The 14,139-nt window shown below is 65.1% G+C and carries 12 protein-coding genes; 3 read left to right on the forward strand and 9 right to left on the reverse strand.

The genetic code is table 11. The features are described from left to right. Nucleotides 1–42 precede the first annotated feature (42 nt). Nucleotides 43–1,182, reverse strand: coding sequence for a D-alanyl-D-alanine carboxypeptidase family protein (locus tag HLH36_RS03290; RefSeq protein ID WP_182985054.1), 1,140 nt, complete (start codon nucleotides 1,180–1,182; stop codon nucleotides 43–45). 303 nt (nucleotides 1,183–1,485) lie between these two features. On the opposite strand from HLH36_RS03290, the gene clpS reads away from it, so the two are divergent. Both clpS and clpA read left to right on the forward strand, forming a co-directional pair. Beyond that, entirely contained in the window at nucleotides 1,486–1,893 is a 408-nt protein-coding gene (gene clpS / locus HLH36_RS03295) for an ATP-dependent Clp protease adapter ClpS (RefSeq protein WP_182985354.1), read from the forward strand. Nucleotides 1,894–2,207: 314 nt separating this feature from the next. Next, nucleotides 2,208–4,541, forward strand: a complete 2,334-nt coding sequence (gene clpA / locus HLH36_RS03300; protein WP_182985055.1) for an ATP-dependent Clp protease ATP-binding subunit ClpA — start codon at nucleotides 2,208–2,210, stop codon at nucleotides 4,539–4,541. 182 nt (nucleotides 4,542–4,723) lie between these two features. On the opposite strand, the gene HLH36_RS03305 is transcribed toward clpA, so the two are convergent. The 3 genes from HLH36_RS03305 to HLH36_RS03315 all read right to left on the reverse strand — a co-directional run bounded on the left by HLH36_RS03305 (nucleotide 4,724) and on the right by HLH36_RS03315 (nucleotide 6,890). Then, nucleotides 4,724–5,134, reverse strand: a complete 411-nt coding sequence (locus HLH36_RS03305; protein WP_220792698.1) for a DUF3465 domain-containing protein — start codon at nucleotides 5,132–5,134, stop codon at nucleotides 4,724–4,726. Between the two features lie 80 nt (nucleotides 5,135–5,214). Then, complete coding sequence (locus HLH36_RS03310; RefSeq protein WP_182985057.1) at nucleotides 5,215–6,132, reverse strand: polyphosphate kinase 2 family protein; 918 nt, start codon at nucleotides 6,130–6,132, stop codon at nucleotides 5,215–5,217. After that, complete coding sequence (locus tag HLH36_RS03315) at nucleotides 6,132–6,890, reverse strand: SDR family NAD(P)-dependent oxidoreductase (protein WP_182985058.1); 759 nt, start codon at nucleotides 6,888–6,890, stop codon at nucleotides 6,132–6,134. The genes HLH36_RS03310 and HLH36_RS03315 overlap by 1 nt, the downstream gene beginning before the upstream one ends. 117 nt (nucleotides 6,891–7,007) lie before the next feature. On the opposite strand from HLH36_RS03315, the gene HLH36_RS03320 reads away from it, so the two are divergent. Continuing rightward, nucleotides 7,008–7,592 (forward strand): YqgE/AlgH family protein, encoded by a 585-nt coding sequence (locus tag HLH36_RS03320; protein WP_182985059.1) that lies wholly within the window; start codon nucleotides 7,008–7,010, stop codon nucleotides 7,590–7,592. A 247-nt stretch (nucleotides 7,593–7,839) separates the two neighbouring features. Here HLH36_RS03320 and HLH36_RS03325 read toward each other — a convergent pair whose 3' ends face one another. The 5 genes from HLH36_RS03325 to cobU form a co-directional block, all read right to left on the reverse strand. Next, nucleotides 7,840–8,697 (reverse strand): TIGR01459 family HAD-type hydrolase, encoded by an 858-nt coding sequence (locus HLH36_RS03325; RefSeq protein ID WP_182985060.1) that lies wholly within the window; start codon nucleotides 8,695–8,697, stop codon nucleotides 7,840–7,842. Continuing rightward, nucleotides 8,697–9,767 (reverse strand): quinone-dependent dihydroorotate dehydrogenase, encoded by a 1,071-nt coding sequence (locus HLH36_RS03330; RefSeq protein WP_182985355.1) that lies wholly within the window; start codon nucleotides 9,765–9,767, stop codon nucleotides 8,697–8,699. The genes HLH36_RS03325 and HLH36_RS03330 overlap by 1 nt, the downstream gene beginning before the upstream one ends. A gap of 279 nt (nucleotides 9,768–10,046) precedes the next feature. Further along, a complete protein-coding gene (fumC, locus tag HLH36_RS03335; protein WP_182985061.1) occupies nucleotides 10,047–11,495 on the reverse strand; it encodes a class II fumarate hydratase in 1,449 nt (482 codons plus the stop codon). Nucleotides 11,496–11,818: 323 nt separating this feature from the next. Beyond that, the gene (locus HLH36_RS03340) at nucleotides 11,819–12,772 is read right to left on the reverse strand and encodes a hypothetical protein (RefSeq protein ID WP_182985062.1); all 954 of its coding nucleotides are present in this window, start codon (nucleotides 12,770–12,772) and stop codon (nucleotides 11,819–11,821) included. A 760-nt stretch (nucleotides 12,773–13,532) separates the two neighbouring features. Beyond that, nucleotides 13,533–14,066, reverse strand: a complete 534-nt coding sequence (gene cobU / locus HLH36_RS03345) for a bifunctional adenosylcobinamide kinase/adenosylcobinamide-phosphate guanylyltransferase (RefSeq protein ID WP_246376387.1) — start codon at nucleotides 14,064–14,066, stop codon at nucleotides 13,533–13,535. Between the last annotated feature and the right edge of the window lie 73 nt (nucleotides 14,067–14,139).

Here is a 14,139-nt window from a genome sequence, read left to right on the forward strand (position 1 = left end):
AGGGCCGCTAGGCAAGGGCAACGCGCCGCTCGCCCCCTCGCCTCAGCCGTGGCTGCGTCCATGCCGGCGCGTTGCGTGGCCTGCATGGCCCGCCGCGACCATATGCACGGGGACATGGGCGCGCCCATGGTGCGTCCCGGCACGATGATGGAGCGTGCTCGGCAGTTCGGCCACCTGCTCCGGCCCGCCGCTGCCACGCGTCGCGGCGGCCAGCATGATCGCGGCCCGGCGATGGGTCCCACGCGCCAGCACCAGAGGCCGGTGCACATCGGCCACGCCTTCCTGACGGAAACCGTCATCGAGGATACCGGCCATCAGGGCACTGCGCTGCGGATTGCTCCGCGCCCCCAGCACCACGCCGATCAGCCGCACATTCTCGCGCACTGCCGAAGTGACCAGATTGCGCCCGGCCAGCACCGTATAGCCCGTCTTCAGCCCGTCGGCGCCCGGATAGATCCGCAGCATCGGATCATGGTTGGGCACCTGCCGACCATGGAAATAGAAGGAAGGAACCGAGAAATAATGGTAATATTCCGGGAATTCGGTGATGATCTGCCTGGTCAGCACCGCCAGGTCGCGCGCCGAGGTCATCTGCTCGTCGTTCGGCAGGCCCGAGGCATTGCGGAAGGTCGTATTGACCATGCCCAGCGCCCGCGCCTGACGGGTCATGAGATCGGCGAACCGGGCCTCGTCCCCCCCACCCAGCAATTCACCCAGCGCACAGGCGGCATCATTGGCCGATTTGGTCACCAGACCCAGCACGGCCTGCTCCACCGTCAGGTAGCTGCCGGGCACCAGCCCCAGCTTCGACGGTTCCATGGAGGCGGAATGGGCCGACACAGGCACCGACTGGTCGAGCGTGATCTGCCCGCCCCGCATGGCCTTGAAAGCCATATAGAGCGTCATCAACTTCGTCAGGCTGGCGGGAAAGCGCTGGAGGTCGGGATTGCTCTGCGACAGCACGGCGCCCGTGCGGGCGTCCATGACGATGGAGCTGATCTGGCCGACATACTGGGCATGGGCACGGGGCGTGGCGACCACGGTCGTGGCCAGATATCCGGCCGCCAGACCAACGGACAGGCGCAGGGTACGCCCGCGACCCGCCTGACGGCGCGCGCCGTCAGGAATGAGAGATGCCACAGTGCGACGCAGGTGGGCGAGCCATCCCCGCTTCTCGTCCATCCATGCTCCGTCGGCCACCGCCTGTCCCCTCGTCACAGGATCCGCATCATCCGTCAACTTTATGGTCATTTTTCGGAACGCGTCCAGAGAAAACCACGATAAGGGAAAGAAAATACAGTCTTTTCAGCGATACCCGCACCCGGCCACAGGCGGCAGCACGCGGCGATGCGCCGCTTCCGGCGGATTTGGCCGTCGAAAGACGGGCCCAGCCATGCTTAAAATTCCCCCGCTTCGCTCTTCCAACCGACGATGCCGATCCAATATGGTATGACCATGACAGCAGCATTTTTCCCTGTCCGGCCCATGATCGGCCCGCGCGTCGCAGCCGCGCCGGGTTCGGTATGGGCGCATGGCGGCAACAACCCGACCCGACGCGATGGCAACGGACAGGATTCCGACCCGGACAATCCCGATTCCCCCACGATCGGCGTCGTCGTCCGCACCCGGCCGCAAACGCGCAAGCCGGCGATGTACAAGGTCCTGATGCTGAACGACGATTACACGCCGATGGAATTCGTCGTTCATGTCCTCGAACGGTTCTTCCAGAAATCGCGCGAGGAAGCGACGGACATCATGCTGCACGTCCACAAGCGCGGCGTCGGCGTCTGCGGCGTCTTTACCTACGAGGTCGCCGAGACCAAGGTGACGCAGGTCATGGACCTGGCGCGGCAGAACCAGCACCCGCTGCAATGCACGATCGAGAAAGACTAGGCTGAACCCCGCCTCGCGGATTGAGCGCACGATTTTCGCCAGATCGTTGTTTTTGCAACTTATCTCGGGCCGTTCGGCCCGAACCCGATAACCGGCATGCCATCGGCAGCGCACCTCCCCTCCGGCCCACGCATGTGGGCACATGCGGCGTGCGCAAAGCCTATCCTGCCGCAGCCATGCGGCAACTGCGCGCCCCGGTCAGAACTTTATCGTTCTTTCCACTGGCTTTCCGTCCAAAACACACCAAATATGGTCCTGTTCGACCGGCCCGACCCGTCGGGTTCGGGTCCGACCCAGGAAAAGGAGCGTCACGGATGTTGTCACGCACTCTCGAACAGACGCTTCACCGTGCCCTGACCCTAGCCGGGGATCGGCGTCACGAATATGCGACCCTGGAACATTTGCTGCTGGCCCTCGTCGACGACAGCGACGCGGTGACGGTTTTCCGCGCCTGCGGCGTCGATCTCGACAAGCTGCGGTCGGACCTGACCGAATTCCTCGACAAGGACCTGGCGGGGCTGGCATCCGACCGGACGGTCGACCCCAAGCCCACCGCCGCCTTCCAGCGCGTGATCCAGCGCGCCGCCATCCATGTCCAGTCCACCGGCCGCGACGAGGTCACGGGGTCGAACGTGCTGGTCGCCTTGTTCGCCGAACGCGAAAGCCACGCGGTCTACTTCCTGCAACTGCAGGACATGACGCGGCTCGACGCGGTCAATTTCATCTCCCACGGCATCGCCAAGGCGCCGGACCGCTCCACACGCCGCCCGATCACCGGCAGCGCGCAGGAAAATCCGGAGGGCGAGCGCGAGGAACGCGGCAAGGGCGCCCAGAAGAATCAGGACGCGCTCAGCGCCTACTGCACCAACCTCAACCGCAAGGCCGAGGACGGAAAGGTCGACCCGCTGATCGGCCGCGATTCGGAAATCGAGCGCACGATCCAGATCCTGTGCCGCCGCACCAAGAACAACCCGCTCTATGTGGGCGATCCGGGCGTGGGCAAGACGGCCATTGCCGAGGGGCTGGCCAAGCGCATCGTCGAAGGCGACGTGCCCGAAGTGCTGCTCAAATCCACGATCTATTCGCTGGATATGGGCGCGCTGCTGGCCGGCACCCGCTATCGCGGCGATTTCGAGGAACGGCTGAAGGCGGTCGTCACCGAACTGGACAATAATCCGGGCAGCATCCTCTTCATCGACGAGATCCATACCGTGATCGGCGCGGGCGCGACCTCGGGCGGGGCCATGGACGCCTCCAACCTGCTGAAGCCCGCGCTCGCGGCCGGCACGCTGCGCTGCATCGGCTCCACGACCTACAAGGAGTACCGCCAGCATTTCGAGAAGGACCGCGCGCTGGTCCGCCGCTTCCAGAAGATCGACGTCGCCGAACCGTCGGTCGAGGACGCGGTCAAGATCCTGCGCGGCCTGAAGGGGAATTACGAACGCCACCACAAGGTCCGCTACACCGAGGAAGCGATTCGCGGCGCGGTGGAACTGGCGGCGAAATACATCCATGACCGTAAGCTGCCGGACAAGGCGATCGACGTGATCGACGAGGTCGGGGCCTCGCGCATGCTGGTGCCCGAGAACCGGCGCCGCAAGACCGTGACCCTGAAGGATGTCGAGGACATCGTGGCGAAGATCGCCCGCATCCCGCCCAAGAGCGTGTCGTCGGACGACAAGGAGACGCTGCGCACCCTCGAACGCGACCTCAAGGGCATGGTCTACGGCCAGGACCGCGCGATCGAGGCCCTGACGGCCGCAATCAAGCTGTCACGCGCCGGCCTGCGCGATCCGGAAAAGCCGATCGGCAACTACCTGTTCTCCGGCCCGACCGGCGTGGGCAAGACCGAGGTGGCGAAGCAATTGGCCAAGACGCTGGGCATCGAACTGGTCCGCTTCGACATGTCCGAATATATGGAGCGCCATTCGATCTCGCGCCTGATCGGCGCCCCGCCGGGCTATGTCGGCTTCGACCAGGGCGGCCTGCTGACCGACGCGATCGACCAGCATCCGCATGCCGTGCTGCTGCTCGATGAAATCGAGAAGGCGCATCAGGACCTGTACAATGTCCTGCTGCAGGTCATGGACCATGGCCGCCTGACCGACCATAACGGCAAGACCGTCGATTTCCGCAATGTCGTCCTGATCATGACGACCAATGCGGGGGCCGCAGACCTGAGCAAGGAGGCGATCGGCTTCGGCCGCGACACACGGCAGGGCGAGGATGAGGAAGCGATCAAGCGCATCTTCACCCCGGAATTCCGCAACCGCCTGGATGCGATCATCCCCTTCGCCAACCTCACGCCCGAGATCGTGGGCCGGGTGGTCGAGAAGTTCGTCTTCCAGCTCGAAGCCCAGCTTGCCGACCGCAACGTCACGATCGAAATCTCGTCGGCGGCCAAGGAATGGCTGGCCGAACGCGGCTACGACCGCCTCTACGGCGCCCGTCCGCTCGGCCGGGTGATCCAGGAGAACATCAAGAAGCCGCTGGCCGAGGAATTGCTGTTCGGCCGGCTGGTCAAAGGTGGCGCGGTCAAGATCACGCTGAAGGACGGCGCGCTGGATTTCGAATATATCGAAGCCAATGGCGAGACCGCCACCGAAGGCGACGAAGGCAGCGAGCGGGAATCTGAAACCGCGAACTAACCCCCGTCCCAGCGGGGACCTATAAAGAGGGCCGCACGGCACAAGCCGCGCAGCCCTTCTTTTATCTGGCAACCAGGGCTCCGCCCCGCCCCCCAATCATCTGATAACGAATGGGTTTCCAAAGGGCGCCTGCCCTTTGGCGGGGCGTGGGGCAGAGCCCCACAAAGCCCACCCGCCCCTCTTCACTGATACCGCGCGCCATTAACGGCGACATATCCCGGCATGCCCCATGTCCGGCCCGTGCCATGATGGGTCCAGTCGATGCCCTGACTACGCGGATTGTCGTAATAGTACCGGCCCACGACATCGACCGCATCCTCCTTGGCAACCCAAGGCCAGGCCGGCGCTGCCATCCGGTCCAGGTCCGACACGATGCGGATCGACACACCCTGCCCGACATCGACATAGAAATAACCATGCCATCCGCTGCGCGTCCGGCGCTGACGCGAGACCGCGATCACCCGGCCGCAGACATGCACCGGCTGGTCCCCGCGCAGCGACCCGTCCTCGAACGCCTGCTGCACCGCCAGGAAATGCCGGTTATCGCAGGCGGGCCCGATGGCCTCCTGCGCCTGCGCGCCGTGCAGGCTCATCGCGAAGACAGCACCCGCGATAGCCACCCCCACCCGCCAGCCCTTATGATCCATGCGCGAAGATCCACTCCGTTCCATCATCATGCGTGCTTCGCCTTCGGCGCCTGCGCTTCCAGTTCGCGGCGCACTGCCGCCATGTCGCGGACGATGTCGGGCGCCGGGTCCGGAATGCTCAGCTTCAGCCCCTCCAGCGCCGCGATGATCGTTTCCATCACCAGCAGCCGCGCCATCCATTTCCGATCGGCCGGAATCACGAACCACGGGGCGCTGGGCTGGGCGGTATTGCCGATCGCCTCGCGATAGGCATTGCGGTAGGCATCCCAATGCTCCCGCTCCCGCGCGTCCGAGACCGAGAATTTCCAGTGCTTCTCATCCTGGTCGATCCGCCGCAGGAAGCGTTTCCGCTGTTCTTCCTTCGACAGATTCAGGAAGAATTTCAGCACCACCGTTCCCTGCCGCGACAGGTAATGTTCGAAATGCCGTATGTCGCGATACCGTTCCTCCCAGATCGCACCATCGCGCAACGGGGCCGGGATTTTCTGCTGAACCAGCAGTTCGGGATGCACCCGCGTGACGAGAACTTCCTCGTAATGGCTGCGGTTGAAGATCCCGATCCGCCCGCTGGAGGGCGCCGCCAGATGCACCCGCCACAGATAATCATGCGCCAGTTCGACCGGCCCCGGCTGCTTGAAGGACGTCACCGTCACGCCCTGGGGATTCACTCCGGACATCACATGCTTGATCATTCCATCCTTGCCACCGGCATCCATCGCCTGGAAGACCAGCAGCAACGACCAGGTGCCGTTGGCGTACAGCAGCTCCTGCAAGGCCGACAGGCGCTTCACGCCATGACGCAGCATGTGCTTGCCCGCTGCCTTGTCGATACCCGCAATCTCCGCGATGCGGGTCGGATGGTCCGCCAGGTCGAAACGCACCCCCTCCTCGACCCGGCAGCGATGCAGCACTGTCTTTAGGTCGAGCGCGTTCTCATCCTCCATCAGACCTCCAGCCCCCTCGCCACGGCCAGCCCACCGGCCGCCTGGCAGGTCGGCATCATCTCGATACGGTTGATGTTGACATGCGCCGGCAACCCCAGCACCCAGGCCACGGTCTCGGCGATATCCTCGGGCTGGATCGGATGCGTGTCCTGATACACGGCGGCCGCCTTGGCATCGTCACGCAGGCGCACATTGCTGAATTCGCTGCCCCCGCACAGGCCCGGCTCCAGATTCGTCGCCCGCACCTTCGTGCCCAGCAGGTCGCAGCGCAGATTGCGCATGAACTGCGCGACGAACGCTTTGGTGCCGCCATAGACATTGCCGCCCAGATACGGATAGATGCCGGCGGTGCTGCCGATCGAGATGATATGGCCCCGATCGCGCGCCACCATGCCGGGCAGCAGGGCGTGTGTAATTTCGACCAGCCCGGCGATATTGGTCTCGATCATCTGCCGCCAGTCCGCGACCGCGCTGTCCTGCGCCTTGCCCATGCCCAGCGCCAGGCCGGCATTGTTGATCAGGATATCCACCTCCTGCCATCCATCCGGCAGGCTGGCGGGCAGCGCGCGCAGGGCCGCGCTGTCATCCATGTCCAGCACCAGCGGCAGCAGCGCCGGCCCGAGCGCCCCGGCCAGCGCCTCCAGCCGGTCGCGGCGGCGCCCGGTGGCAATCACCCGATATCCGTCCTGCACCAGCCGTTCCGCAATCGCCTTGCCGAAACCTGCCGTTGCCCCCGTCACCAAAACAATCTGCGTCATCGCCGGATGCTCCCATGGCCATTCTGTCGCGAATATTTAAGCGCCAATCCCCCCGCCGCCGCAAATCGGCATGCCGCGGTTGCAATGGCCGGCGGTTCTTGTTCTATGTACAAGGTGATGTTTCCCCTTTCCCAGACCTCGGCTGATTCCCTCACCGGTTCCCTGCTTGTCGCTTCCCCGGCCCTGGCGGACAGCCCCTTCGCCCGCACCGTGATCTATCTGTGCGCCCACGTGCCCGGAGAAGGCGCGATGGGGCTGATCGTCAATCGCCGATTGTCGCAACCAGGCCTGGATGACGTGCTGGAACGGCTCGGCATCGATCCGGTGCCGCCGCGCCGCCGGATCGCGCTGTGCGCCGGTGGCCCGGTGGATGGCGGAAGAGGCTTCGTGCTGCATTCCTCGGACTGGATCGGCGATAGCAGCCTGTCGGTCGATAACAGTACCACGCTGACCGCCAGCCTGGACGTGCTGCGCGATATCGCCGACGGCGCCGGCCCCCGCAACGCCCTGCTGGCCCTGGGCCATGCAAGCTGGTGCGACGATCAGTTGGAGAACGAAATCATCCGCCACAATGCCTGGTTACCAGCCCCGCCCAGCGACGAAATCCTCTTCGGGCTGGACCACGGCGCCAAATGGCGCCAGGCCCTGGCGACCATCAATATAGACCCGATGCACCTAACCCACCAAACCGGCCGCGCCTGATCGGAAATGCGCGCTGCCGGCAATCCGACGCGCGTTTTCTGCGCTTCGGTGCTCACGACCATCGAGGCCGCTCCGCTCCGATGCTCAAAAACACACGCCGGCCGTGCCGCTATGCGGCACTCTCGCTCACCAGCCCACATTTCCGATCAGGCTCTTCGTTATCATTTCGTATCAACGAGTAAGAGTGTTAAGAGTGTAACGCCTACTGGGTTCGGACAACGCCGGAACACTGGCATCCGAGCGTCGCTCAGAGCCCCCAGCGGAAGGCCGGCACGCAGGCCACCGGGGCCAGTCCCGCCGAGGAAGCTTCCGCTTCGGCCAATGCCGTGTCGTCGCCAATCATTTCCTGATGAATGCCGCCCAGCACCCAGCAGCCATCAACCCCTATGGCCCTTGCCCCGCGCATGTCGGTGGCCAGCGCGTCACCGACCGCCAGCACGCGCTCGCGCGGCACGTCGAGCATGCGCAGGACAGGGCCATAGACCTCCGGATGCGGCTTGCCGATCCAGCGGACGGCGCAACCCTTCTGCTCATACAGGCTGGCCAGCAAGCCGGCGCAGATCAGCCGCTGGCCGGCACGGATCACTTCCATATCCGGATTGGCACACACCATCTTCAGTCCGCGTGCGGCACAGGCGTCCAACAGCGGCAGATAGGGGGTGGGGTCGCCCTCGCCCTGCTCCGGGTTCGGTCCGGTATTCAGAATGAAATCCGCATCGGCCGGGTCTTCGACCCGCTCCAGATCCAGCCCTTCGAACAGATTATAGTCTTTCGGCGCCCCCAGATGCAGCATCCGGCGCCCCAGACCGGCAAACCAGGGATCGGTACGTTCGGCCAGCAGGCCGCGCGTATATTCGCCGCTGGTCATCACCCCGTCGTACAGATCGTCCGCCACCCCCATGGCGCGCAGTCCCTCGCGCACCACCGATACCCGCCGTGGCGCGTTGGATAACAGCACGACGCGCCGCCCCGCCGCGCGCAGCGCCGCCAGACAGTCCCGCGCCCCCGGATAGGGGCTGACACCGTCATGGATGACCCCCCAGAGATCGACGATAAAACCGTCATACTGCGCGGCCAGCGGCACGATCCCGTCGAGAAAGCGCATCACGCGGTCCCCTTCGCGTCGGCCAGCGTCTCGAACCCTTCGGCATTCAGTGCCCGAACCGTCTCACGCTTCAGGCGCCGCACGATCCCCGGCCCCTCATAGGCAAAGGCACTATAAAGCTGCACCAGATCGGCCCCGGCACGCACCCGGTCCACGATATCGGCCCCGGTCTCGATCCCGCCGCAGGCCACCAGCGTCAGTCGTCCGGCGGCAATCTGCGCCACGTCGCGCAGCACCGCCTCGGCCAGGGGACGCAGCGGGCGGCCCGACAGGCCGCCGGCTTCGCCGGCATGGGGGCTGCGCAACCCGTCGGGCCGCGAGATCGTGGTGTTGGTCACGGTCACACCCTGCGCGCCACCGGCAATCACGGCCTCGATCACCGGTCCGATATCGTCGCGGGCCAGATCGGGCGCCAGCTTGACCAGCAGCGGCGGCCGGTCGGGATGGGCCTCGCCGATCGCGTGCAGGATCGCCTGCAGCCGGTCGGCCTGCTGCAGGTCGCGCAGGCCGGGCGTGTTGGGCGATGACAGGTTCAGTACAATATAGTCCGCATAATGCTTCACGCGCCCGACCAGACGGGGATAGTCGCGCTCGGGGTCGGCACCATTCTTGTTGATGCCCAGATTGACCCCCACCGGCACCCGCGCGCCGGCGCCATTGCCCTTGGCGGGAAGCTTGTGCAGCCGCGCCATGCGGACAGCGAACCGGTCGATGCCCTGGTTGTTGAAACCCATGCGGTTGATGATCGCCCGATCTTCCGTCAACCGGAACAGGCGCGGACGCGGGTTGCCTTCCTGCGGCAGCGGCGTCACCGTTCCGGCCTCGACAAAGCCGAACCCGATCCGCGCCAGAGGCCGGATCACCTGGGCGTTCTTGTCGAAACCGGCGGCAATGCCGATCGGATTGGGAAAGCGCAGCCCCATCGCCCGTACCGACAACGCCGGATCGTCCTGGCCCGAGCCATTGCCGCCCCCCAGACCGAGCATGAGGGCATCCAGGGCCAGGCGATGCGCGTCCTCAGGGTCCAGCCGCCGCACCAGCTTCATCAGCATATTCGACATGATATCCATCATGACCCGATTTTCTGCCGTACATCCCCGGACGTTAAAAGGGCCTCGCGGGAAAAACCCCGCCCGACAGCCCTCGGATCATGACGATGACATCGAAGCATCAAAGGATGTCTCTCAAAAGCCTGACTGGAACTGGGGGCTGGTGAGCGAGAGTGTCGCGCAGCGGCACGCCCGTCGTGTGTTTCCGAGCACCGAAGCGGAGCGACCTTCAGGTCGTGGGCATCGGAGCACAGGGAACGCGCGTCGGATCGCCACCAGCGCGCATTTACAGTCAGGCTTTCAGGCGCCGGCTGTTCCGTGGCCTACCATATCGATCGGCCGCACCAGGCGATCGAACGTTTCCGCATTCACCAGCCCCGATCGCAAGGCCGCGTCGCGCAGCGACAGATCATGCTCCATCGCGTCATGCGCGATCGCCGAGGCCCGGTCATAACCGATGACGGGCGTCAGCGCCGTCACCAGCATCACCGATCCTTCGACATAGCGGCGAATCCGCTCGAGATTCAGTTGCGTCCCCTCCACCGAGAAGGTGCGGAACGACCGACAGCCATCGGCCAGTATGCGCAGGGAATGCAGCACGTTCGCGATCACGACCGGACGCATCACGTTCAGTTCGAATTGCCCCTGACTGCCCGCAAAGGCAACAGCGGCATCGTTGCCCAGAATCTGGGTACAGATCATGACCATGGCCTCGCACTGGGTCGGATTGACCTTGCCCGGCATGATCGACGATCCCGGCTCGTTCGCCGGCAGGGACAGTTCCGCCAATCCGCATCGCGGGCCGGAGCCCAGCCAGCGCATGTCGTTGGCGATCTTCATCAGCACCACGGCACATCCGCGAATGGCGGACGACACCCGCACCATCGCATCCAGCCCGGCGAGGGCCGCGAATTTATTGGGCGCAGTCACGAACGCAGCACCGGTCAGTTCCGCCAGCCGGGCCGCGATCGCCTTCCCGAAACCCGTCGGCGCGTTCAGCCCGGTTCCCACCGCCGTGCCGCCAGCCGCCAGTTCCAGCGCGCTTCCACGCGCGGCCTGCACGGCACGCATGGCATCGCGAATCTGATGCGCCCAGCCCGACCATTCCTGACCGACCGTCAGCGGCACCGCATCCTGCAAATGGGTGCGGCCGATTTTCACGACATCCTGCCATTCGCGCGACCGGGCCTCGATCAGCCCGGCCAGCGCGTCCAGTTCCGGCAGCAGGCCCCCGTCGATCCCGCGCACCGTCGCCACATGCATGGCGGTGGGAAAAGTATCGTTGCTGGACTGCCCCATATTGACGTCGTCATTGGGGTGAATCGGCTTCTGGCTGCCCGGCTCGCCACCCAGCAATTGGATCGCACGATTGGCGATCACCTCGTTGACGTTCATGTTTGTCTGCGTACCCGACCCGGTCTGCCAGACAAACAATGGAAAATGCGCGTCCAGCCGCCCGTCCGCGACCTCGTCCGCTGCCTGCATGATGGCGGCGGCCTTCCAGTCGGGCAGGCGCCCGGCTTCCTGATTCACCAGCGCCGCCGCCTTCTTCACCAGACCATAGGCCCGGCAGAGTTCCAGCGGCATACGGTCGGTGCCGATCGAAAAATGAATCAGGCTGCGCTGCGTCTGCGCGCCCCAATAGCGGTCGGCCGGCACCGGCAGCGCGCCCAGCGCGTCATGCTCCTGCCGCTCGCCCTGCGCATTCAGGCCAATCGGCAGATCGGAATGCAGTCGGTATTCGGACATGTCGTCATCCTCCATCGCGTCAGATCACGTCGCCACGACCGGCATATCCGGCCAGCCGTCCGCGGCACGGTGCCACCCCGACCGGTTCACCGTCCACCGAATCCCCATCACCAATTCGGCATGAATCTCAAGCTTCCCGCCTGTCGGAGACTGTTTTGGAACCCATGGGTCAGTACGCGTCGTTTGCACTGGGCAATGCCCGCCAATCCATCTTCTCCGAACGCTCCCCCGAAATCGCCAGAAAGAAAAAGGGGCGGCACGTCCATGACGTGCCGCCCCTTTTCGATCAACGCTCGTTCGCCTGCGGCGCGATGCGCCGGACGTTACTGGCCGCGTGCGGCTGCCAGCCGGGCCAGACGCACCTGCTTGCGCGCTTCGCGCGCTTCACGCCATGCATCGACCGCCGTACGATCCCCTTTTGCCATGCGGCGGCCAGTTCCACGCTGCGGCGTCGGCACGGCCTTGGCGGCAACCGCCTTCTTGGCCGGAGCCGGCGCCTTGGCACCCTTGGCCGGAACCTTCCCGGCCTTGGCAACGGTCTTCGCGGCGGGCTTCGACGCGGCCTTCTTCACGGCAGCCTTCGCCGGAGCCTTGGCCACCGGCTTGGCGACGTCCTTCGGCGCGGCCTTCCGGCCAGCGGACGCCTTGGCCTTCGTGGCGGTCGCCTTCACTTCGGGCTTCGGCGCCTCCTTGACCGACTTCGTTGCGGTCTTGCGCGCTTTTTCCGAAGCCGGCTTCGCTTCCACGGCCACGGCGGCACGCGCCTTCGCACCCCGCTTCGGGGCCGCGACCGGCGCAACGGCAACCGCCGCTTCCTTCCGACGGGCCGGAGCCTTGGCAGGCACCACCGGCGCCACCACGACAGCGGCCTTGCGCGTCGTGCGGGCCTTGGCAGCCGGCTTCTTGGCCGTCGCGGCAACCGATTTGGCGGGCTTGCGGGGCGACGTCACCGCTTCTTCCGCAACGGGGCCGACCTTCAGCGCCGTGCGCGGCGTTCCACGACGCCGCGCGGGCGCGGGGGGGACCGGTGCCGCAACGGGCTCGACCGCCACCTTGGCCACCTTGGCAACGCGCGTGCGACGCGCCGGCTTTTCCTCGGCCTTGGCCACGACGGGGGCCGGCGCGACGGGAGCCGTTTCAATCTTGGGTGCGGCGGCCTTGGCCTTCCCGCGGCTGCGCTTCGCAGGCGCTGCCTCGGGCGCCGGCGGCGCGGTCACCACGGTCTCGGCATCCTTGCGGGGCGTCCGGCGCCGGGTGGGTTTCGTCTCATCACTCATTATAGGTGCAACCTTTCGTTGTCTCGATGACCGACAGTCCCTCCGGAGCCGGTGCGCCATGGCGGCGTGATCGGAAACCGGAATTCTGAAAGACCGTTTTCATTCCCCGCCATCGTCGATGGCCTGCCTGGGTGTCGGGTAAAAATATCTTTCTTCTTCGGCATCATCTCGGCGTTGTGGCCGCCTCTGTCAAGTCAAAGCATTAACCGAGCCTCGTTTTTTCTTGCGGGACGCCGAAACGCGCCACGCCGAAGCAGAACATGCAACCGGTTGAAATAAATTTTTCCTTTATTATTTAAACGATTTTTCAAAAGTAAAAAAATTTCGCAATGCTTCCGTCATATTCGTCGCAACAGTCGATATGCCGGCCTCCGAGGCCGCGAAGGGCGACCGGATTCCCGCGTCGCACCGACCAGGGACGGGTGAGACGGGAAATCGTCCATGTCGTCTGGCGATTTCCCGCGCCCTCCGACCGGCCACCCGATCCCCGAAGAACCCGCAAGCCGCGAGATTTCGAAATTCGTCGAACGAACGGGCATAAGTACCATCGCGGGACTCATGGGGCCGGCTATCGCGCGATGTCCCTCTCCGCGAAGCGACAGCGATCATATCGCCCCCAGATTCCGGGAGAATCGCACCATGGCTGCCAGATAAAAACGATCGGCAGGAAGGCATGTCTCGGGACATGCCCGCCATGCGGCTGTCGAATGCACGATCGTGACCCGTTCGAAGACGGCATGTCGTGCTCCATCTTTCCCGTTCATCCGGCTTTCACGATCATCGGCAGTCCGGCCACCATGAAGACGACCCGCCGCGCCGCGCATGCCACGGCCTGGTTCAGCCATCCCGCTTCATCCCGAAAGCGCCTGCCCAGCGGCGTCTCCGGCACAATACCCAGCCCCACCTCATTGCTTACCAGAACGGTCGGAGCCGACCGCCGTGCCAACACCCGCAACACCGCGCCCGTCTCGGACGCGATATCGCGTTCCGCCAGCAGCAGATTGGTCAACCACAGGGTCAGGCAATCCACCAGCACCGGCGCCTGGCCGGCTTCCTCGAGCGCACCCGCAAGGCCCAGAGGCTCTTCGACCGTCTGCCAGCCGACGGCACGATCCTCCCGATGCCGCTCGATCCGCGCTTGCATTTCCTCGTCCCATACCCGGGCGGTGGCGATATAGATCCAGGGTGCCGGCGCGGCCATGACCAGTTGCTCGGCATGGCGGCTCTTTCCCGAGCGAACACCACCCAGCACCAGCGTACACTCCGTGCGCGCCTCCGTTTCCACCGATGCCATCCTGTTCATCTCCTTATGTCTTGCGCCCGGGCGCATAACGCCACACAAGAACCGCCATGCAAGTCCATCCGCA

This window comes from Gluconacetobacter aggeris (genome assembly GCF_014174395.1).
Classification (GTDB): domain Bacteria; phylum Pseudomonadota; class Alphaproteobacteria; order Acetobacterales; family Acetobacteraceae; genus Gluconacetobacter; species Gluconacetobacter aggeris.

Coding starts and splice junctions, on each gene's coding strand:
- HLH36_RS03310 (WP_182985057.1), bottom strand. CDS start 6,132: ATGGAGGATGAGAACGCGCTCGACCTAAAGACAGTGCTGCATCGCTGC.
- HLH36_RS03305 (WP_220792698.1), bottom strand. CDS start 5,134: ATGAGCCTGCACGGCGCGCAGGCGCAGGAGGCCATCGGGCCCGCCTGC.
- HLH36_RS03325 (WP_182985060.1), bottom strand. CDS start 8,697: ATGCGCTTTCTCGACGGGATCGTGCCGCTGGCCGCGCAGTATGACGGT.
- HLH36_RS03290 (WP_182985054.1), bottom strand. CDS start 1,182: ATGGACGAGAAGCGGGGATGGCTCGCCCACCTGCGTCGCACTGTGGCA.
- clpS (WP_182985354.1), top strand. CDS start 1,486: ATGATCGGCCCGCGCGTCGCAGCCGCGCCGGGTTCGGTATGGGCGCAT.
- HLH36_RS03320 (WP_182985059.1), top strand. CDS start 7,008: ATGTTTCCCCTTTCCCAGACCTCGGCTGATTCCCTCACCGGTTCCCTG.
- fumC (WP_182985061.1), bottom strand. CDS start 11,495: ATGTCCGAATACCGACTGCATTCCGATCTGCCGATTGGCCTGAATGCG.
- HLH36_RS03315 (WP_182985058.1), bottom strand. CDS start 6,890: ATGACGCAGATTGTTTTGGTGACGGGGGCAACGGCAGGTTTCGGCAAG.
- HLH36_RS03340 (WP_182985062.1), bottom strand. CDS start 12,772: ATGAGTGATGAGACGAAACCCACCCGGCGCCGGACGCCCCGCAAGGAT.
- clpA (WP_182985055.1), top strand. CDS start 2,208: ATGTTGTCACGCACTCTCGAACAGACGCTTCACCGTGCCCTGACCCTA.
- HLH36_RS03330 (WP_182985355.1), bottom strand. CDS start 9,767: ATGGATATCATGTCGAATATGCTGATGAAGCTGGTGCGGCGGCTGGAC.
- cobU (WP_246376387.1), bottom strand. CDS start 14,066: ATGGCATCGGTGGAAACGGAGGCGCGCACGGAGTGTACGCTGGTGCTG.